Origin of the sequence: Pseudomonas hunanensis, assembly GCF_013393325.1 — a bacterium.
In the GTDB taxonomy this organism is placed as follows: Bacteria; Pseudomonadota; Gammaproteobacteria; order Pseudomonadales; family Pseudomonadaceae; genus Aquipseudomonas; species Aquipseudomonas putida_P.
The window spans coordinates 106,817-126,276 of the sequence record NZ_QJRC01000102.1; the positions used below are offsets into that span (position 1 = coordinate 106,817).

15 protein-coding genes are annotated in these 19,460 nt (G+C 62.2%); 6 read left to right on the plus strand and 9 right to left on the minus strand.

All coding sequences use genetic code 11. The features are described 5' to 3' along the window. The first annotated feature begins 5 nt into the window (after positions 1–5). The 3 genes from DM807_RS26815 to DM807_RS26825 are packed head-to-tail and all read left to right on the plus strand — an operon-like array spanning position 6 to position 2,724. Positions 6–920 (plus strand): glycine betaine ABC transporter substrate-binding protein, encoded by a 915-nt coding sequence (locus DM807_RS26815; RefSeq protein ID WP_012270616.1) that lies wholly within the window; start codon positions 6–8, stop codon positions 918–920. Continuing rightward, on the plus strand, positions 917–1,570 hold the full coding sequence (locus DM807_RS26820; protein ID WP_012270615.1) for an ABC transporter permease: 654 nt from the start codon (positions 917–919) through the stop codon (positions 1,568–1,570). The genes DM807_RS26815 and DM807_RS26820 overlap by 4 nt, the downstream gene beginning before the upstream one ends. Further along, the gene (locus DM807_RS26825; protein WP_012270614.1) at positions 1,567–2,724 is read left to right on the plus strand and encodes an osmoprotectant ABC transporter ATP-binding protein OsmV; all 1,158 of its coding nucleotides are present in this window, start codon (positions 1,567–1,569) and stop codon (positions 2,722–2,724) included. Before DM807_RS26820 ends, DM807_RS26825 begins: the two co-directional genes overlap by 4 nt. A gap of 105 nt (positions 2,725–2,829) precedes the next feature. On the opposite strand, the gene DM807_RS26830 is transcribed toward DM807_RS26825, so the two are convergent. From DM807_RS26830 to DM807_RS26840, 3 genes are all read right to left on the minus strand, one after another. Beyond that, positions 2,830–5,259 (minus strand): TonB-dependent siderophore receptor, encoded by a 2,430-nt coding sequence (locus DM807_RS26830; RefSeq protein WP_060493211.1) that lies wholly within the window; start codon positions 5,257–5,259, stop codon positions 2,830–2,832. 108 nt (positions 5,260–5,367) lie between these two features. Then, on the minus strand, positions 5,368–6,330 hold the full coding sequence (locus tag DM807_RS26835; RefSeq protein WP_012270612.1) for a FecR family protein: 963 nt from the start codon (positions 6,328–6,330) through the stop codon (positions 5,368–5,370). Between the two features lie 20 nt (positions 6,331–6,350). After that, positions 6,351–6,848 carry a sigma-70 family RNA polymerase sigma factor gene (locus tag DM807_RS26840; RefSeq protein ID WP_012270611.1) on the minus strand — a complete coding sequence of 166 codons (498 nt, stop codon included), beginning with the start codon at positions 6,846–6,848 and terminating at the stop codon, positions 6,351–6,353. Between the two features lie 494 nt (positions 6,849–7,342). Between DM807_RS26840 and DM807_RS26845 the strand changes: the two genes are divergently transcribed. After that, a complete protein-coding gene (locus DM807_RS26845; protein ID WP_012270610.1) occupies positions 7,343–8,506 on the plus strand; it encodes a type III PLP-dependent enzyme in 1,164 nt (387 codons plus the stop codon). 39 nt (positions 8,507–8,545) lie between these two features. Here DM807_RS26845 and DM807_RS26850 read toward each other — a convergent pair whose 3' ends face one another. The 3 genes from DM807_RS26850 to DM807_RS26860 all read right to left on the minus strand — a co-directional run bounded on the left by DM807_RS26850 (position 8,546) and on the right by DM807_RS26860 (position 10,622). Beyond that, positions 8,546–9,079, minus strand: coding sequence for a hypothetical protein (locus DM807_RS26850; RefSeq protein ID WP_012270609.1), 534 nt, complete (start codon positions 9,077–9,079; stop codon positions 8,546–8,548). Between the two features lie 109 nt (positions 9,080–9,188). Further along, complete coding sequence (locus DM807_RS26855; RefSeq protein ID WP_179028162.1) at positions 9,189–9,938, minus strand: SEL1-like repeat protein; 750 nt, start codon at positions 9,936–9,938, stop codon at positions 9,189–9,191. A gap of 3 nt (positions 9,939–9,941) precedes the next feature. Next, entirely contained in the window at positions 9,942–10,622 is a 681-nt protein-coding gene (locus tag DM807_RS26860; protein ID WP_060493213.1) for a Fe2+-dependent dioxygenase, read from the minus strand. 222 nt (positions 10,623–10,844) lie between these two features. Here DM807_RS26860 and DM807_RS26865 point away from each other — a divergent pair, with 222 nt between their 5' ends. Continuing rightward, positions 10,845–13,151: a TonB-dependent receptor gene (locus DM807_RS26865; protein WP_179028163.1), complete on the plus strand. Its 2,307-nt coding sequence runs from the start codon at positions 10,845–10,847 to the stop codon at positions 13,149–13,151. Positions 13,152–13,253: 102 nt separating this feature from the next. Next, on the plus strand, positions 13,254–15,809 hold the full coding sequence (locus DM807_RS26870) for a PepSY domain-containing protein (RefSeq protein ID WP_179028164.1): 2,556 nt from the start codon (positions 13,254–13,256) through the stop codon (positions 15,807–15,809). 57 nt (positions 15,810–15,866) lie between these two features. Here the strand turns inward: DM807_RS26870 and DM807_RS26875 are convergent, their stop codons facing one another. The 3 genes from DM807_RS26875 to der form a co-directional block, all read right to left on the minus strand. Beyond that, a complete protein-coding gene (locus tag DM807_RS26875; RefSeq protein WP_012270604.1) occupies positions 15,867–16,658 on the minus strand; it encodes an amidohydrolase in 792 nt (263 codons plus the stop codon). Beyond that, entirely contained in the window at positions 16,646–17,794 is a 1,149-nt protein-coding gene (locus tag DM807_RS26880; RefSeq protein ID WP_012270603.1) for a pyridoxal phosphate-dependent aminotransferase, read from the minus strand. The genes DM807_RS26875 and DM807_RS26880 overlap by 13 nt, the downstream gene beginning before the upstream one ends. A 139-nt stretch (positions 17,795–17,933) precedes the next feature. Further along, on the minus strand, positions 17,934–19,397 hold the full coding sequence (gene der, locus DM807_RS26885; RefSeq protein ID WP_012270602.1) for a ribosome biogenesis GTPase Der: 1,464 nt from the start codon (positions 19,395–19,397) through the stop codon (positions 17,934–17,936). Positions 19,398–19,460 lie beyond the last annotated feature (63 nt).

Consider the following 19,460-nt stretch of genomic DNA (forward strand, 5'->3'; position numbering starts at 1 on the left):
ACGTTATGAAGAAGAGAATCGCCTTGCTGCTGGGCGCGGCCCTGCTGTTCGCAGGATTTGCCCAGGCGGCGGAAAAACCGCTGATCCGCATCGGCGCGCGGGTGTTCACCGAACAGACCGTGCTTGCCGAAATCACCGCGCAATACCTGCGCGCCAACGGCTTCGACGTGCGCGTCACCACCGGCCTTGGCAGCAACATCGCGCGCCAGGCCCAGGAAACCGGCCAGCTCGACCTGATGTGGGAATACACCGGCGTGTCGCTGGTGTCGTACAACCACATCGATGAGCGCATGCCCAGTGCCGAAGCCACCTTCGCCAGGGTGAAGGCGCTGGATGCGAAAAAGGACCTGATCTGGCTGACCCCGTCGAAGTTCAGCAACACCTACGCGCTGGGCCTGCCCAAGCAAGTGGCTGACGCCTACCCGCAGGTCAACACCATCAGCGACCTCAACCAGGTGCTGCGCGACGAAAGCCAGCGTACCCACCTGGTGGCGCTGGACACCGAGTTCGCCAACCGCCCCGACGGCCTGGTCGGCCTGCGCGAGATGTACGGCCTGCCGCTGGACCGGCGCAATATCCGCCAGATGGACGGGGGCCTGGTGTACACCGCCATGCGCAACAACCAGGTGTTCGCCGGCCTGGTGTACACCACCGACGGCCGCCTTAACGCCTTCGACCTCAAGCTGCTGGAAGACGACAAGCACTACTTCCCCGACTACACCGCAGCACCCGTTGTGCGCAAAGCCGTGCTCGACGCCAACCCGCAGCTGGTCGCCCTGCTCAAGCCGCTGGCCGAGCAGTTGGACGACGAAACCATGCGCCAGCTCAACGCCAAGGTCGATGTCGAGCACCAGAACCCCACCGCCGTGGCCGCCACTTTCCTGCGTGAGCACCCACTGAACAGCGAGGGCCAGCCATGAACCTGATCGATACCTTCAGCCACCTGGACTGGGCACAGGTGCTGCAACTGACCTGGCAGCACATCACCCTGGTGGGCATTGCCGTAAGCCTGGCAATCCTCGTGGGGGTTCCACTGGGCATCCTGATGACCCGCTTCCCAACCCTCGCAGGCCCGCTGCAAGCCAGCGCCACGGTGCTGTTGACCATCCCTTCTATCGCCCTGTTCGGCTTGCTGTTGCCGTTCTACTCCAAGTTCGGCCAGGGCCTGGGGCCGTTGCCGGCGATTACTGCGGTGTTCCTGTATTCGCTGCTGCCAATCCTGCGCAACACCTACCTGGCCCTGACCAATGTCGAGCCCGGAATCCGTGAAGCCGCACGCGGCATCGGCATGACTTTCGGCCAGCGCCTGCGCATGGTCGAGCTGCCCATCGCCGTACCAGTGATTCTCGCCGGTGTGCGCACCGCCGTGGTGATGAACATTGGCGTCATGACCATTGCCGCCACCATCGGCGCCGGTGGCCTGGGCGTGCTCATCCTCACCTCCATCAGCCGCAGCGACATGTCGATGCTGCTGGTCGGCGCCGTGCTGGTCAGCCTGCTGGCCATCATCGCCGACCTGCTGCTGCAAACCCTGCAACGTGCCCTGACTCCAGAAGGACTGCGCTCATGATCGAACTGAAGAACCTCAGCAAAACCTTCAACGTCAACGGCAAGGACGTCAAAGCCGTCGACTCGGTAAGCCTTACGGTCAACGAAGGGGAAATCTGCGTGTTCCTCGGCCCTTCGGGCTGCGGCAAGAGCACCACGCTGAAAATGATCAACCGCCTGATCACACCGACCTCCGGCCAAGTGTTCATCAATGGCGAAGATACCACCGGGCTGGACGAAGTGACCTTGCGCCGGCACATCGGTTACGTGATCCAGCAGATCGGTTTGTTCCCCAACATGACCATCGAAGAGAACATCACCGTAGTGCCGCGCCTGCTTGGCTGGGACAAGCAAAAGTGCCATGAACGCGCCCGCGAGCTGATGCACATGATCAAGCTCGAACCTAAACAGTACCTGCAGCGCTACCCACGCGAACTTTCCGGTGGCCAGCAGCAGCGCATTGGCGTGATCCGCGCGCTGGCTGCCGAAGCACCGGTACTGTTGATGGACGAGCCGTTCGGCGCGGTCGACCCGATCAACCGCGAAATGATCCAGAACGAGTTCTTCGAAATGCAGCGGGCGCTGAACAAGACGGTGATCATGGTCAGCCACGACATCGACGAAGCGATCAAGCTGGGCGACAAGATTGCCATCTTCCGTGCCGGCAAACTGTTGCAGCTGGACCACCCGGACACCCTGCTGGCCCACCCGGCCGATGAGTTCGTCAGCAACTTCGTTGGCCAGGACAGCACCCTCAAGCGCCTGCTGCTGGTGCGTGCCGAGGATGCCGCAGACAACGCGCCGTCGGTAAGCCCGGAAACGCCTGTAAACGATGCACTGGAACTGCTTGATGAACACGACCGCCGCTATGTGGTGGTGACCGATGCGCAGAACAAGGCGCTGGGCTATGTGCGCCGGCGCGACATGCACCGCCAGCAAGGCACCTGTGGCGACTTCCTGCGGCCGTTCAATGCCACGGCATCGCACGATGAACATTTGCGCATCCTGCTGTCGCGCATGTACGAGTTCAACCGGGCGTGGTTGCCAGTGCTGGATGCCGAACAGGTGTTTTTGGGCGAGGTGACGCAGGAGTCGATTGCGGCCTACCTGAGTTCAGGAAGGTCGCGCGGGGCGAAGACTTCGATCGTGTCGCCGGCTGAAGCAGTAATTTCCTGAACCGGCCTCTTCGCGGGCAAGCCCGCTCCCACAGGGTTCGCGCTTACCCTAGGCTTTGCGCAATCCTGTGGGAGCGGGCTTGCCCGCGAATCAGGCGACGCGGTGTCAGAACCCTACACTGGCCTGCACATAGAAGGTCCGCGGCTCACCCACATAGATGCCGGCATTGTTGTCGCTGGAGCGGGTGAAGTACTGTTTGTCGAACAGGTTCTTCACCCCCGCCGCCAGCTTCAGGTTGGACATTTCTGGCCCGAACTCATACCCGCCACGGGCATGCCAGGTCACATAGCCCGGAATATCGCCATACTGCCCATCGGCACTCGGCTCGGTAATGTAGTCGCCATTGAAGCTGCCATCGGCATTGATCCCGGTGCCCGGCGCACGCTGCTTGGATTGGGCGTAGGCGTCCAGGTTCCAGGTCCAGCGGTTGACCGCGTAACGCACCCCGGCAGTCGCCACCTGGCGTGAATAGAACGGCAGGTCACGCCCCTTGAAGCCCGGAATATCCCCTTCATAGGTTGCACGGGTGTAGGTGTAGCCACCACTCACCGACAGCCCGTCCAGGCGCGGGTCCAGCCCGGCCAGGTCATAACGTACCGAGGCCTCGATACCCTGGTGCTTGGTGGCGCCGAGGTTGGTCCAACCCACATCGTTGCTGATGTACTGCAGCTCGTCATCGAAGTCGATGTAGAACGCGGTCAGCTCACCGGCAAAGCCGCCATCGTCATAGCGCGTGCCGATTTCGTAGGTCTTGGCCTTCTCCGGCTCCAGGCCATTGGCCGTGTTGTTGCCGCTACCGCCCTGGCCCAACTGGAAGTACTGCAGGCTGCCGAACGAAGTCTCGTAGTTGGCGAACACTTTCCACGCATCGGAGATGTGGTACATCACGCTCAGCGCCGGCAGCGGCTCGTTGCTGGTGATGCTGCGCTTCTTCTCCGGCACCGGGCGGTTGTTGGCATCCAGCACCGGGCGGTCGCGCCAATCGGTGTTGATGTGCTCGAATCGGACGCCAGGGGTGATGGTCCAGTTACCCACGTCGATCTTGTCGTCGATGTAGTAGGCACTGGCCTCGGTGCCGCCGCTGCGGTCCTGGAACACGTGGCCATCGGAAGTCGGGGTATACGTGGGCACGTTGTCGATCAGCGCCAGGCGCGTCGATTGCTCGCGCATCGCTTCCTTCAAGTAGCGATAGCCCACGCTGACTTCCTGAGTAGTCGGGCCAGCGAAGAAGATTCGCGAGACGCGGGGTTCGATGGCGAAGGTGTGGTAGTTGCGCGGGTACGACGACAGGGTCTTCATGTCCCGCGAGGCGATGGCGCTGCCGCGGAAGCTGTCGGTGTAGTAGGTCAGCACTTCGAACTGGGTGGCATCGTCGAGCTGGCGCTGCCACTTGAACGATACATCCTTGCGCCGGCCGGCAAAGTAGTCGTAGTCGCGCAGGGACTGGTACGGGTTGCTGTCGTACTGGGCCTGGGTCAAACCGCCGGGCATGTCGGCACGGCCATCGTAATAATGGAAGTTGAGCCAGAACTCGTCGACGTCGGTGGGCGCCCAGTGAGTCTTGAGGATGACGTCGTCGATGTCGTTGCCGTTGTTGCTTTCACGGTAACCGTTGCCGTTAACCCCGGTGTACAGCAGCGCCACGCCCATGCCGTTGTCCGCCGTGCCGCCGACGAAGGCCGACTCGGTGTGTTTCCAGCCGCCGTGCTGGGAGGTTTCCAGGGTGGTAGACAACTCCGCCGAGGCTTTCTCGGGGATTGCCCGGGTCACGAAGTTGATCACCCCACCGACGTTTTGCGGGCCATAGCGCACCGAGCCGGCCCCCCGCACCACGTCGATGCTGTCGAGGTTGCCCGAGGAAATCGGCGCCATCGACAGCTGTGGCTGACCATACGGTGCGAAAGCAGCCGGGATGCCATCGATCAGTACCGTGGAGCGCGGCGACAGGCGCGAAGTAAGGCCACGCACACCCACGTTCAGCGACAGGTCGCTGCCGCCGGTGCCGTTGGAGTCCTGCACTTGCACGCCGGGGATACCGCGCAGCACGTCGCGCACGTTCATTGCGCCCTTCTCCACCATCGCCTCGCGGCGCACCACGGTGCGTGCGCCAGGGTGGTTCTGCACCACGCTTTGCTGGGCATCACCCAGCCAGTCACCGACCACTTTAATGTCGGTGGGTGCCAGCTCCAGGCTGCCGCTGCCCAGCTCAAGGGTGGTCGGCAGAGGCTTTATTACAACGGTGTCCTGGGACATCTCGAAGGTCAGCCCGCTGCCTTGCAGCAACTGTTGCAGCGCCTGCACCGGCGCCAGGTTGCCGGACACCGCAGGGGCCTGCTTGCCGGCGACCAGCTCGGGGCTGAAGAACAGCTGCAGGCTGGTCTGCTGACCGAGCTGGGTCAGCGCCGAGCCCAACGGCTGGGCCTGGATCTGGATGGTGTTGCCGGCCTCTGCGGCCTGGCTGTTGACGGCCACGGCACTGACCGCCAGGGCCAGCGCCAAGGCGCGCAAGCGTGGGAAGGGTTTGTTGTTGTTCACGTCGTCGAAACATCCTGGAGAGCGGAATAAACGCCAACCGCATGCAAATGGAAATGCTTGGCAGTTGCAGCTGGCGAGGAAGACGAACGAGCGAAAAAAAACCTGAATCTATTTCGCGATTATTTCGCTGGAGCCGTCTTCATGGGCCTTGATGGCCACGGGGAGGATGCTCGGCAAGGCCCGCAACAGGGCGTCGGTGTCATCGACATTGAAGGTGCTGGACAGGCGCAGTTGGGCGACTTTACCAGGGGCGACCCGTAATGGCTGGCTACGGTAGCGCGAGGCTTCGGCCACAACTTCAGCGAGGGTGGCGTTGTCGAACACCAGCTTGCCCTGGCGCCAGGCCGTCACAGTGGCGGCATTGACTGCGTAGGGTGCGGTGACCAGGCCTTGTGCATCGATATGCGAGCCCTGCCCTGCCGTGAGCTGCGCCAACGAGGCACCCTTGCCCTGCACACGCACTGAACCCTGCTCCACCGCCACACGGGTGCTGGCCGGGTCCAGGCGCACGTCAAAGCGGGTACCGGTTACCGTCACGCGGCCTTGAGCGGTGTCGATGACGAACGGCCTGTCACTGTCGTGGGCGACGCTGAACATGACCTCACCGGCATTCAGGCGAATATGCCGCTGGCCGGCACTGAAGTCGACCTGCACCTGTGTACTGCCATTGAGCTCCAGCTGCGAGCCATCCGGCAGTTCGACCTGACGACGCTCATTGAAAGCCGTCTGCAAGCTGCCCTGATGGTTCAGCTGCTGATAGTGCCAACCGCCCCAACCCAGGCCCAGTGCCAATACCGCGACACTGGCGGCCAACGCCTGGCGCACGAACCGCCGACGTGGCAACTGCTGCACCGGGTCTGGTTGGCACAGCGCCTCCAGGCGCTGGCGTGGAATGAAAGCGGCGGCCTGCCACACGCGGTCGAGGTGTTCGTATTCTTCCCGGTGGCGCTCGTCGCTCGCCAGCCAGGCACGCAACTGTTTCTGCAGCCCGGCATCCCGAGGCGCATCCTGCACGCGGGCAAACCATGCGGCCGCCTGCTCGCGGACGGTATCGGTACCGTGCTGTTTCATCGAAAAGGTCTCCTGACTCATCATGCCGACACATCCAGGTGCTCACGCAAATGCCGGAGCGTGCGGATCATATACTTTTCGACCATGTTCTTGCTCAACCCCATGCGCTCGGCGATCTCGGCCTGGGTCAGGCCTTCGAGCTTCTGCCAGATGAACACCTGCCGGCAGTTGAGCGGCAACTCGGCCAATGCCCGCTCGACGCTGTCGGCCAGCTCCAGCGCATGCACGTAGGCCTCTGGGTCACCACTGCCGGTGCTGCCCTCGTCAAAGGCTTCCAGCGCCAGGGCCTGGCGGCGGTCTTCGCGGCGAAAACCATCCACGGCAATGTTGCGTGCGGTCTGGTGCAGGTAGGCGCGTGGCTGCTCGACCTGCTCGCGCGGGTTTTCCAGTACCCGGACAAAGGCATCATGGGTGAGGTCTTCGGCCTGCTGACGACAGCGCAGCTTGCGCGTCCAGGTGCCTATAAGCTCATGGTAATGGTCGAAGAAGCCTTTGTGTCCGGACACGGTCTGGGTCATCAGGGAGGCGGATAAGGGTGCGAATAGTAATGTTTCTCATCAAAACCAGCAAATCCGCCAGTCGGTAACAAAAAATTTATGGGCCATTTCCTGTACGTGGGTACCAGGAAAATGTGGCCATAAATATGAACACCTACGCCCCCTTCACGGGTAGACATGCAGGCACAGGAACAGCAAAAACCCTGTGGGAGCGGGTTTACCCGCGCGGGGGCCGACAGGGTCCATTCCACAATTTTTTACGCTTGAAACATCGTGGGGAACATCAGCCGGTCACACGAGTCGGTTATTCAAATGGCTGGTCGTCGATCCACGCCGATCACGCCCGGATTGCCTGTTGATTCTGCATTCTTCACGCCCTAAAGTGCGCGCCGAACGTCCATGCTGGAAACGATCCATCCGGCTCAAGTACTGAGTAGGCGAACCAAAGTGGGGATACGGAGGACGTTCAGTTTGCAGCCACTTAATCTTTCAGTTTGCCCATGGAGTCCCTGAGCATGTCGATCCAGGTCGAAGACTATTTCGCGCGTGACACCTTCCAGAAAATGAAGGCGTTCGCCGACAAGCAGGAAACCCCGTTCGTACTCATCGATACCCAGATGATCAGCCAGGCCTATGACGACCTGCGCGCCGGTTTCGAATTCGCCAAGGTCTACTACGCGGTCAAGGCCAACCCGGCCGTCGAGATCATCGACCTGCTCAAAGAGAAAGGTTCGAGCTTCGACATCGCCTCGATCTACGAACTGGACAAGGTGATGGACCGTGGCGTCAGCGCCGACCGCATCAGCTACGGCAACACCATCAAGAAGTCCAAGGACATCCGCTACTTCTACGAGAAGGGCGTGCGTCTGTACGCCACCGACTCCGAAGCCGACCTGCGCAACATTGCCAAGGCCGCACCGGGCTCGAAAGTGTACGTGCGTATCCTGACCGAAGGCTCCACCACTGCCGACTGGCCGCTGTCCCGCAAGTTCGGCTGCCAGACCGACATGGCAATGGACCTGCTGATCCTCGCCCGCGACCTGGGCCTGGTACCTTACGGCATTTCCTTCCACGTGGGCTCGCAGCAGCGTGACATCAGCGTGTGGGACGCCGCCATCGCCAAGGTCAAGGTGATCTTCGAGCGCCTGAAAGAAGAAGACGGCATCGAGCTGAAGCTGATCAACATGGGTGGCGGCTTCCCGGCCAACTACATCACCCGCACCAACAGCCTGGAAACCTACGCTGAAGAAATCATTCGCTTCCTCAAGGAAGATTTCGGTGACGAGCTGCCGGAAATCATCCTGGAGCCAGGCCGTTCGCTGATCGCCAACGCCGGCATCCTGGTCAGCGAAGTGGTGCTGGTGGCGCGCAAGTCGCGTACCGCCGTCGAGCGCTGGATCTACACCGACGTGGGCAAGTTCTCCGGCCTGATCGAAACCATGGACGAAGCCATCAAGTTCCCGATCTGGACCGAGAAAAAAGGCGAAGCCGAAGAAGTGGTCATCGCCGGCCCGACCTGCGACAGCGCCGACATCATGTACGAGAACTACAAGTACGGCCTGCCGTTGAACCTGGCCATCGGTGACCGCCTGTACTGGCTGTCGACCGGCGCCTACACCACCAGCTACAGCGCAGTGGAATTCAACGGTTTCCCGCCGCTGAAGGCTTACTACCTGTAATGCAAGACGGGGCCGCAAGGCCCCGTTTTCAATGCTCGCTCAGCGCCGAAACATTGAATAGCTGTCGAAGTACGGCACGTTCACCTCGCTGATACACATCTGCATGATCAGTTTGTTCGGCGCACCTGCGCTGACATAGTGATCCTCCCACGATTTACGATCACGAACCCCCAGCGGTACGCTACCAACTGCGGCAATCGTCACCCCTGAATACTCGGAAACCTCTGGGATCGCCAGCGCTTGGCCACTGACCCAAATGCGCCATAACAATGGCTTGGCGACTTTCGGGTAGTAACCCACGCAGTTTCCGCTGCCCAGGTCCCAGGTATCACGATGGGACGCCCCCGCCTCCGACTCCACGGTGACAATCCTGTAGCCAGGCCTGTCGCCCTCGAAGTAACCAAACCAAAAGCGTTGCTGTGCCCGGACTGAATACGGTGATGCAACGGTGAGCCAGTTGTTACAACGCGAGGCAGGCATAGTTTTGAACTCGACAGAATCGAGAATGCCCTGGTAGCCAGGCGTAGTGGAAGTCAGCGTGGCAATGAAAGAACGTTCTTGAATGAATGACATGTCAGCCCCTCGGGAAATGGGCTTTCAGCATGATCATCACGCGCACCGAAGGTAATGTGGAACGGCTACCGGCGCCCACAGGTACCGGGCAGCCCTTCGGGCCGCGCCATCACGCCCCGCGCCGCTCGATCTCCTCGGCATACCGCGCCGCAAAAGCCATCAACACCGGCCCGGCGGCCTGCAAGGTTACCAACGCAGCGCGCAGGAAGTTCATGTTCCCTTCAACCCGCGCGTGTTCCAGCCACTGCCCAGCCTCGGTCAGTTGCCCACGCTCGACCAGCACCAGCGCCAGGCTGAACATCCCACGGAAATCCCCCGCCTCGGCCGAACGCCGATACCAGCGTACCGCCCGCGCCGGGCTGGGCGCCGTGGCAATGCCCTGCTCCAGGTAACGCCCATACAGGTTCATCGACTTGGCATGCCCCATTTGCGCAGCCTTCTCGTAGCACATCAGTGCCTGCCCCTGATTGGCCGGCACACCGCGCCCGGTCGCCAGTAGGTTGCCCAGGTTGTACAGGCCCCAGTCCAGCCCCGCGTCGGCGGCACGCGCATAGTGAACGGCCGCTTGCGACAAACTCACCTCGCCACCCCAGCCATGTTCCAGGCAACGCCCGAGCATGTTGTGCGCCATGGCACTGCCGCCCTGTGCGGCGATGCCAAACCAACGCCGGGCCACGGTTGCATCTTCTTCAATACCGCGGCCATCCAGCAGGATCTGCCCCAACAGCAACTGCGCCTCGACCGCGCCCTGCCCCGCCGCCGCCAAGATCGCCTGGGCGGCCTTGCCGGGGCTTTCTTCGAGCATGGCCTGCAAGCCGGCCACATCCACCACTTCTTCACGTCGCAACAGATAGGACACGGCTCAGACCTCAGCCCAGCGGCGCAGCAGGTTGTGGTAGGTGCCCGTCAGTTGCAGCAGCGAAGGATGGTCTGGCACATCGGCAGTCAGTTGCTGGATGGCGTTGTCCATCTCGAACAGCAGTGCCCGCTGGCTGTCCTCGCGCACCAGGCTCTGGGTCCAGAAGAATGCGGCATAGCGCTGCCCACGGGTCACCGGGTTGACCTTGTGCAGGCTGGTGCCGGGGTACAGCACCAGGTCACCGGCGGCCAGCTTGACCTGCTGCACGCCATAGGTGTCCTGAATCACCAGCTCACCGCCGTCGTAGCTGTCTGGGTCGCTGAGGAACAGCGTGGAAGACAGGTCGGTACGCACCCGCTCCGGGCTGCCCTTGGGCTGGCGCAGGGCGTTGTCGATGTGGAAACCGAAGTTGCCACCTTCGCGGTAGCAATTGATCAGCGGCGGGAACACCTTGTGCGGCAACGCTGCAGACATGAAGCGCGGGGTTTTCCACAAGCGGTCGATCAGCGCAGAGCCGATCTCCTTGGCCAGCGCGTGCCCTTCCGGCAACTGCAGGTTGTGTTTGGCCTTGGCCGACTGATAACCAGCCGTGACCTTGCCATCGGCCCAGTCGGCCTGCTCCAGCGCCTCGCGGATACGGGCCAGTTCATCAGCGTCGAACAGGCCTGGGATGTGAAGCAGCATGGCGGCAGCACCGTTAGGAAATGTAAAGGCGCCAATGATATTGATTCCCTTTTGCGCTGCACAAGCCCCGTTCGCCGCTTAAGACGTTTCAGCTGTATGAAACCGTAAGGGCAAATTGTAAAGATTGTAAATTCTTCACTAATGGTAACGACTCTCAATTGTTAGTCACAATTGCTTACACTAGTATCCGCCGCCTCAACACCTTGGGGAAGGTCCTAAGCAATGCGCCAGTACGTACCATCTGCAGTGAGTTCGCCACGCCTGATCGTGTCTGCCATCGGTGTCGCCCTTAGCGCCTCGTCGGTGTATGCCGCCGACCCGGCCGCCAGCAGCGCCATTACCCTCGATGCCACCAGCGTCAACGGCAAGGCTGAACAAGCCAGCACCGATTACAAGGTCGAGAAGGCCGCCTCGCAGAAGTACACCGCGCCGCTGGTGGACACCCCGCGCTCGGTCACCGTGATCCCGCAGCAAGTGATCAAGGACACCAATGCCCTGACCCTGCAGGACGCCTTGCGTACTGTGCCGGGCATCACCTTTGGTGCCGGCGAAGGCGGCAACCCGCAAGGTGACCGCCCGTTCATTCGCGGCTTCGACGCCCAAGGCGATACCTACCTGGATGGCGTGCGTGACACTGGCGCGCAAACCCGCGAAATCTTTGCCATCGAATCGGTTGAAGTGGCCAAGGGCCCGAACTCGGCCATCGGTGGCCGCGGCGCGGCCGGCGGCACCATCAACCTGGTGAGCAAGCGTGCGCACCTGGGCAACTCGCTGGACGGCGCCTGGACCTGGGGCAGCGACCAGACCCAACGCTACACCTTCGACGGCAACTACCAATTCAGCGACACCGTTGCCGGCCGCCTGAACCTGATGACCCACGAAAGCAACGTCGCCGGCCGCGACAAGGTCAACTACGACCGCTGGGGTATCGCCCCATCGCTGGCCTTCGGCCTGGGCACCCCGACCCGCGTCAACCTCGACTACTATCACCTGGAAAGCGACGACCTGCCGGATTCGGGCATCCCGTACAGCATTCCGACCAATGGCAGCGGTGGACGCACCTCGGCGCACCCGAGCAAACCGGACGACGGCGGCGACAGCGATAACTTCTATGGCTTGACCGGTCGCGACTTCCGCAAGAGCCGCGTGGACATCGCCACCTTCGCCATCGAGCACGACCTGACCGACTCGCTGACCATCAAGAACACCCTGCGTCACGGCAACAGCATGCAGGACTACATCCTGACCCAGCCTGACGACAGCAAGGGCAACGTCAACAACGGTAGCGTCTGGCGCCGTGCCAACACCCGTGTCGGCAACACCGCCACCACCACCAACCAGACCGACCTGTTCGGCGAGTTCTACCTGGGCGGCCTGAAGAACAGCTTCTCCACCGGTATCGAACTGAGCCGTGAAGAGAGCAAGCGCTCCACCTACAACGTCGACACCAATACCCGTGGCTCGACCGCCACCACCTGTAACCCAAGCCTGATCGGCGCGCACAGTGGCTACAACTGCACCTCGCTGGGCAACCCGAACCCGGACGACCCATGGAACGGCGCGATCTCGCGCAACTACGCCGGCACCGATACCAAAGGCACTACGCGCGCCCTGTATGTGTTCGACACCCTGGAGCTAACGCCTGATTGGCTGCTGAACATGGGGCTGCGCTACGACCACTTCGACACCCAGTACCGTACTTATGACGCTGCTGGCGCGACCGTCGTGAACACCAAAGGAATCGCAGCCAAAGGTCGAGACAAGAGTGAATTCGTAACGGGCCAACTTGGCCTGGTCTGGAAGCCAGCCGAGAACGGTAGCATCTACGTTTCCTATGCCACCTCCGCGACACCTCCAGGCGCGATGCTTGGCGAAGGCATGGAAGGCAACCCGCCACCAAACAGCACTGACCGCAACGGCAACCTGTTGAGCAGCGACATGGAGCCGGAAGAAACCACCAACTACGAAATCGGCACCAAGTGGGACCTGCTCGACCAGCGCCTGTCGCTGACCGCCGCACTGTTCCGCACCGAGAAGGAAAACGCCCGCGTCCAGGTGGACACCACCACCTACGAAAACGTCGGCGAAACCCGCGTGCAAGGTATCGAACTGTCGGCCAGCGGCAAGATCACCGACAAATGGCAGATATTCGCCGGTTACACCTACATGCAGGCTCGCCAGATCGACGGCGGCCCGCTGGGCAAGGCCAACGACGGCAACCAGCTGCCGAACACGCCGAACAACAGCGCCAGCCTGTGGACGACCTACTCGATCACGCCGAAGCTGACCGTCGGTGGCGGTGCCTTCTACGTGGATGACGTGTACGGCAGCGTGGCCAACACCACCATGGTCGACAGCTACGTACGCTACGACGCCATGGCCGCCTACAAGCTGACCAAGAACGTCGACCTGCAGTTGAACGTGCAGAACCTGACCAACGAGGTGTACTACGACAAGGCCTTCTCCACCCACTTCGCCAACCAGGCGGCCGGGCGGACTGCACTGTTGACCACCAGCGTCCACTTCTGACGAAACACCCTCAAGCCCCGTTCATTCCTGTGAGCGGGGCTTTTGCGTATCAAGGCATAATGCACGCCGCGCAGTGTGCGGCAGTAAGACAAGGTGATCGATGTGGTGAAGAAGACGCTGTTCCAATTGCACTGGTTCTTTGGCATCACCGCAGGCCTGGTACTGGCCTTGATGGGCATTACCGGCGCCCTGTACTCGTTCCAGGAAGAACTGCTGCGTGCGTTCAATGCCGATGTGCTCAAGGTAGAAGTGCGCGCCGAAGGCGTGCTGCCACCGGCCGAACTGGTGCAGCGGGTCGAAGCCCAGCAACATGACAAAGTGTCGATGCTGTGGGTGGACGTGCGCGAAGGCAATGCCGCACGCATCTTCTTCATGCCACCACCGGGCGAACGCCGTGGCGAGCTGCGCTATGCCGACCCGTACACTGGCGAACTAAAAGGCGAAGTAGCCGGGCAAGGCTTCTTCAATCTCATGCTCAACCTGCACCGTTTCCTGGCCATGGGCGACACTGGCCGGCAGATCACCGGTGCCTGCACCCTGATGCTGGTGTTCTTCTGCCTGTCCGGCCTGTACCTGCGCTGGCCGCGCAAGGCGCTGGACTGGCGCACCTGGCTGACCTTCGACTGGGCCAAGAAAGGCCGTGCCTTCAACTGGGACCTGCACGCCGTGGCCGGCACCTGGTGCCTGCTGTTCTATCTGCTGTTCGCCCTGACCGGGCTGTTCTGGTCCTATGAATGGTACCGCGAAGGCCTGAACAAGCTGCTGGCCGACGCGCCAGCAGCCGGACAACAGCAGAAGCGCGGCGAAGGCCGTGGCCGCCACGGGCCGCAGAAAGTCGACAAGAATGCCCCGCCGCTGGTGGTCGACTACGACGCCATCTGGTCCAACCTCAAGGACGCCGCAGGCCCAGGCCTTGCCGCTTACAACCTGCGCCTGCCACCGGCTGGCGGCCAGCCGGCCAACCTGTTCTACCTGCTGGACAACGCCGATCACCCTCGCGCCTTCAACACCCTGGTGCTGGACCCGGCCACCGGCCAGGTGAAAAACCACGACCGCTACACCGACAAATCCTTCAAGGCCCAACTGCTGCAAAGCGTCTACGCCCTGCACGTCGGTGAGTACTTTGGCCTGCCGGGGCGCATCATCGTCACCATCGCCAGCCTGACAATGCCGTTGTTCTTCGTCACCGGCTGGCTGCTGTACCTCGACCGTCGCCGCAAAAAGCGCCAGGTACGTGAGGCCCGTGGCAACGTCGCCAGTAGCAACGGCAGTGGCGATAGCTGGCTGATCGGTTTTGCCAGCCAAAGCGGCTTTGCCGAACAGCTGGCCTGGCAGAGTGCCGGGCAATTGCAAGCCGCCGGCCTGCCAGTGCAAGTGCGCGCCCTGGCCGAGTTGGGCGAAAACGACCTGCGCCAGGCCCGCCGTGCGCTGTTCGTGGTCAGCACGTTCGGCGATGGCGAAGCCCCCGACAGCGCCCGCGCCTTCGAGCGCAAGGTGCTCGGCCAGCCCTGGGTACTGAACGACCTCAGCTATGCCCTGCTCGCCCTCGGTGATCGCCAGTACCCGCACTTCTGCGGCTTTGCTCGACGCCTGCAGGCGTGGCTGGGTGAGCGCGGTGCCAGCAGCGCCTTCAGCCCGGTGGAAGTGGACAACGCCGACCAGGCTGCCCTGCAGCAGTGGCAGCAGGAACTGGCACAACTAACCGGTGCCCAGCCGGTAGCTGCATGGCAACCGCCGAGCTTTGGCAACTGGTCGCTGGTGCACCGCGAACTGCTCAACCCGGGCAGTCAGGGCCAACCGGTGTACCTGCTAGGCCTGCGCCCAGAGGCGCCTGCCAGCTGGGAAGCCGGTGACCTGGTGGAGATCCTGCCGCTCAATGGTCAGCCACGGATCGACGCGTTCCTCAAGGGTATGGCACTGGACGCCAACACCCAGGTGCAAGTGAATGGCCTGAGCGAAACACTGGCCCAAGCCCTGGCTGGCCGCCAGCTGCCAACACGCCGGGATCACCTGATCGGCTTGCAGCCGCAAGCGCTGATCGACGCACTGGTGCCAATCGGCAGCCGCGAATACTCCATTGCCTCGATCGCCAGTGATGGTGTGCTGGAGCTGATCGTGCGCCAGGAACGCCACGCCGACGGCCACCTGGGCCTGGGTTCCGGTTGGCTGACCGAGTACTTGCCGTTGAACGGCACATTGAGCCTGCGCCTGCGAAGGAACAGTGGCTTCCACCTGCCCGAAACCGCTGCCCCCCTGATCCTGATCGGCAACGGCACAGGCATTGCCGGCCTGCGCAGCTTGATCCGGGCCCGGGCAAATGCAGGCGAGCAGCGCAACTGGCTGCTGTTTGGCGAGCGTAACCGAGCGCATGACCTGTTGTGTGGGGATGAACTGCAGGGCTGGCTGGACAGCGGCGACCTGGCACGGCTGGACCTGGCGTTTTCGCGGGATCAGGCCGAGAAGGTCTATGTGCAGGATGTGTTGCTGCAGCAGGCTGACGCGCTCAAACGCTGGGTCGCGGAGGGTGCCTATGTGTATGTCTGCGGCAGCCTGCAAGGCATGGCTGCGGGGGTAGATGCGGCGCTAAACGGCATGCTTGGGGAAGCCGCTGTGCAGCAACTGATCGAGGATGGGCGGTATCGGCGGGATGTTTACTGATCAGACATTGATGTAAAGGCATCAGGCCCCTTGTGCTACAAGGGGCCTGACCTGCTGTCAGTGCAACTCGAAGGTATCGGCATCCAGGTTGGCCGGGAATTTGGCCCGGTACGCCGCCAGTTCCGCCGCACTCAACACAGCAGTAAATACCCCGTCCGCCTCGCCGGCGCTCAGCAGGCTCTCGCCCTGGAAGTCCAGCACCTGGCTGTCACCCGAATACGCAAAGCCTTTGCCATCCGTGCCCACCCGGTTCACCGCAGCCACATAACACAGGTTCTCGATACCCCGCGCCGGCAACAGGCGGTTCCAGTGCTGGCGGCGCGCTGCCGGCCAGTTGGCGGTGTACAGCAGCAGGTCGGTGTCCTGGGCATCGCGGCTCCACACCGGGAAGCGCAGGTCATAACAAATCAGCGGGCGAATCCGCCAGCCCTTTACCTCGAACTGCACCTGGCGCTCGCCTGGGGTGTAATGCTTGTGCTCACCGGCCATGCGGAACAGGTGGCGTTTGTCGTAATGCAGGATCTCGCCGTCCGGTCGCGCCCACAACAGACGGTTGCGGTGGCTACCATCGGCGGCCTGGATGATTACGCTGCCGGTAATCACCGCGCTGTATTTCTTCGCCTGGGCTTTCAGCCATTTATAGGTCGGGCCGTTCTCCGGCTCGCACAAGCTTTCCGACTGCATCGAAAAGCCGGTGGTGAACATTTCCGGCAGGATCACCAGGTCCACTTCGCCCACCTGCTCCAGCAACTCCTCGAAGTGTGCATAGTTGGCCTCGCGGTCGTGCCAGGCCAGGGTGGTTTGCACCAGGGCGACTCTCAGGTTCGGCAGTGTGCTCAGATCGCGCATAGTCGTTCCGCTGCCTGACGCAGCGTCTCCTCTCGTTTGGCAAAGCACAGGCGCACCAGGCGTTGCTCGGGGATGGGTTGCTGGTAGAACACCGACACCGGGATGGTCGCCACGCCGTGCTCACGGGTCAGCCACAGCGACATGTCGACATCGTTCAGGTCCGGGCGGATCTGCGAATAATCCACCAGCTGGAAATAAGTGCCCGCCGTGCGGGCAAAGCTGAAGCGCGAGCCCTCCAGCAAACCGCAGAACAGGTCGCGCTTGGCCTGATAGAACGCCGGCAGTTCATCGATATGCTCGGGGTGCTCGGCCATGAAGTCGGCCAGCGCACACTGCAGCGGTGTCACCCCGCAGAAGTTGACGTACTGGTGCACCTTGCGCAGCTCTGCGCTCAGCGCGGGCGGAGCGATCACGTAGCCTGTCTTCCAGCCGGTAACGTGGTAGGTCTTGCCGAACGAGCTGACCACGAAGGCACGTTGGTACAGCTGCTCGTGGGCCAGCACGCTGGCATGGCGAACGCCGTCATAAACCAGGTGCTCGTACACTTCATCGCTGACCAGGTAAATATCGCGGTCGGCAACGAGCTTTGCCAGCTGGTCAAGGTCTTCGCGGGTGATCAAGGCACCGCTGGGGTTGTGCGGCGAGTTGAGGATGACCATGCGCGTGCGCGGGCTCAGCGCATCGCTGAACTTCTGCCAGTCGATACGGAAATTGCCGTCGCTCAGTTGCACATGCACACAGCGGCCACCGGCCAGCTCCACGGACGGCTCGTAGCTGTCGTAGCACGGGTCGAAGACAATCACCTCGTCACCGGCATGCACCACCGCCTGGATGGCACAAAAGATCGCCTCGGTGGCACCCGGGGTGATGGTCACTTCCTGGTCCGCATCCACCCTGGCGCCATACAGGCGCTCGACCTTGGCCGCCACCTGCTGGCGCAGGGCCGGCAAGCCGGTCATCGGCGAATACTGGTTATGCCCGGCGGCCACGTGCCGGCCTACCGCATCGAGCAGTGCCTGCGGGCCATTGAAATCGGGGAAGCCTTGGGACAGGTTGAGCGCGCCAGTCTGCACGGCGAGCTGGGACATGGTGGTGAAGATGGTCGTGCCGACATTCGGCAGTTTGCTGCGGATCATGGAGCCCTCTTTCCTGGGGTGTATCCGGCACGGGGTGGAGTCCGAGCATAGCGGATCGAGCGGTCAGGAAAAAGGTTGAAACAATAGGGGGATTGCGGTGGATCAAAAACGGGGCCGCATAGCGGCCCCGTTATCACTGCTAGCGCTTGTCGCGGCGCTTCTTCTCGGCCTTCTTGTGGTGCGACATCAAGCGGCGCTTCTTGTTGACCTGGCGGTCGGTGAGGGTGTTCTTCTTGCCCTCGAACGGGTTCTCACCGCCCTTGTACTCGATACGGATCGGCGTACCGACCAGTTTCAGTACGCGGCGGTAGGTGTTTTCCAGGTAACGCGAGTACGACTTGGGAATGCTCTCGGTCTGGTTGCCGTGGATCACGATCAGCGGCGGGTTGGCACCCCCGAGGTGGGCATAGCGCAGCTTGATGCGGCGGCCATTGACCAACGGCGGCTGGTGCTCGCTCACGGCATCTTCGAGGATCTGCGTCAGGCGGCTGGTCGGCCAACGGGTGACCGCCGACTTGAACGCGGCCTGCACCGACTTGTACAGGTTGCCTACACCTGTGCCATGCAAGGCGGAAATGAAGTGAATGTCGGCGAAGTCGACGAAGAACAGCCGGCGCTCCAGCTCGGTCTTCACGTAGGCACGCTCGCCCGGTTCCATGCCATCCCACTTGTTCAGGGCGATGACGATGGCGCGGCCGGCTTCCAGGGCGAAGCCCAGCAGGTTGAGGTCGTGGTCAACCACGCCTTCGCGGGCGTCCATGACGAAGATGACCACGTTGGCGTCCTTGATCGCCTGCAGCGTCTTCACCACCGAGAACTTTTCGACTTCCTCGTGGATCTTGCCGCGCTTACGCACCCCGGCGGTGTCGATGAAGGTGTACTTCTCGCCATCGCGTTCGAACGGGATGTAGATACTGTCACGGGTGGTGCCTGGCTCGTCGTAGACCACCACACGCTCTTCGCCGAGCATGCGGTTGACCAGGGTCGACTTACCAACGTTGGGGCGGCCGATGATGGCGATCTTGATGCCATCCTTTTCGCTTGGGCCAGGAATGCGCACGGCTTCCTCGCCTTCGGCGACTTCCTGGTCGAGGGCTTCGTCTTCGGCATCACGCGGCAGGTGGCCGAGCACGGCTTCCATCAGGGCATTGATACCACGGCCCTGGGAACCCGCCACCGGAATGGCGTTACCCATGCCCATTGGCGAGAATTCGGCGCGGGCAACGTCGGGGTCGATGTTGTCGATCTTGTTGGCAACCAGAATCGCCGACTTGTTCCGCTTGCGCAGGTGCTCGGCGATCATCTGGTCTGCTGCGGTCATGCCCGCACGGGCATCGACCAGAAACAGCACATAGTCGGCTTCTTCGATGGCCATGAGCGACTGCTCGGCCATTTTCTCGTCCATGCCCACTTCGTCACCGGTGATACCACCGGTGTCGATCAAAATGAAGGAACGACCCTGCCAGGTGGCGTCACCGTACTGGCGGTCACGGGTCAGGCCCGACAAGTCACCGACGATGGCATCGCGGGTTTTGGTCAGGCGGTTGAACATGGTGGATTTGCCGACGTTCGGGCGGCCCACCAGGGCTATTACGGGAACCATCGGCTCTCCACTCTCGAATTCTTGAAAATGCAAAGGCCGCTGCAAGGCAGCGGCCGGAGTACG

What these genes read in the sequence shown, in the direction of transcription:
- DM807_RS26835 (WP_012270612.1), bottom strand. Translation starts at nt 6,330, where the DNA reads ATGAAACAGCACGGTACCGATACCGTCCGCGAGCAGGCGGCCGCATGG.
- DM807_RS26845 (WP_012270610.1), top strand. Translation starts at nt 7,343, where the DNA reads ATGTCGATCCAGGTCGAAGACTATTTCGCGCGTGACACCTTCCAGAAA.
- DM807_RS26825 (WP_012270614.1), top strand. Translation starts at nt 1,567, where the DNA reads ATGATCGAACTGAAGAACCTCAGCAAAACCTTCAACGTCAACGGCAAG.
- DM807_RS26815 (WP_012270616.1), top strand. Translation starts at nt 6, where the DNA reads ATGAAGAAGAGAATCGCCTTGCTGCTGGGCGCGGCCCTGCTGTTCGCA.
- DM807_RS26880 (WP_012270603.1), bottom strand. Translation starts at nt 17,794, where the DNA reads ATGATCCGCAGCAAACTGCCGAATGTCGGCACGACCATCTTCACCACC.
- DM807_RS26875 (WP_012270604.1), bottom strand. Translation starts at nt 16,658, where the DNA reads ATGCGCGATCTGAGCACACTGCCGAACCTGAGAGTCGCCCTGGTGCAA.
- DM807_RS26865 (WP_179028163.1), top strand. Translation starts at nt 10,845, where the DNA reads ATGCGCCAGTACGTACCATCTGCAGTGAGTTCGCCACGCCTGATCGTG.
- DM807_RS26840 (WP_012270611.1), bottom strand. Translation starts at nt 6,848, where the DNA reads ATGACCCAGACCGTGTCCGGACACAAAGGCTTCTTCGACCATTACCAT.
- der (WP_012270602.1), bottom strand. Translation starts at nt 19,397, where the DNA reads ATGGTTCCCGTAATAGCCCTGGTGGGCCGCCCGAACGTCGGCAAATCC.
- DM807_RS26850 (WP_012270609.1), bottom strand. Translation starts at nt 9,079, where the DNA reads ATGTCATTCATTCAAGAACGTTCTTTCATTGCCACGCTGACTTCCACT.
- DM807_RS26820 (WP_012270615.1), top strand. Translation starts at nt 917, where the DNA reads ATGAACCTGATCGATACCTTCAGCCACCTGGACTGGGCACAGGTGCTG.
- DM807_RS26860 (WP_060493213.1), bottom strand. Translation starts at nt 10,622, where the DNA reads ATGCTGCTTCACATCCCAGGCCTGTTCGACGCTGATGAACTGGCCCGT.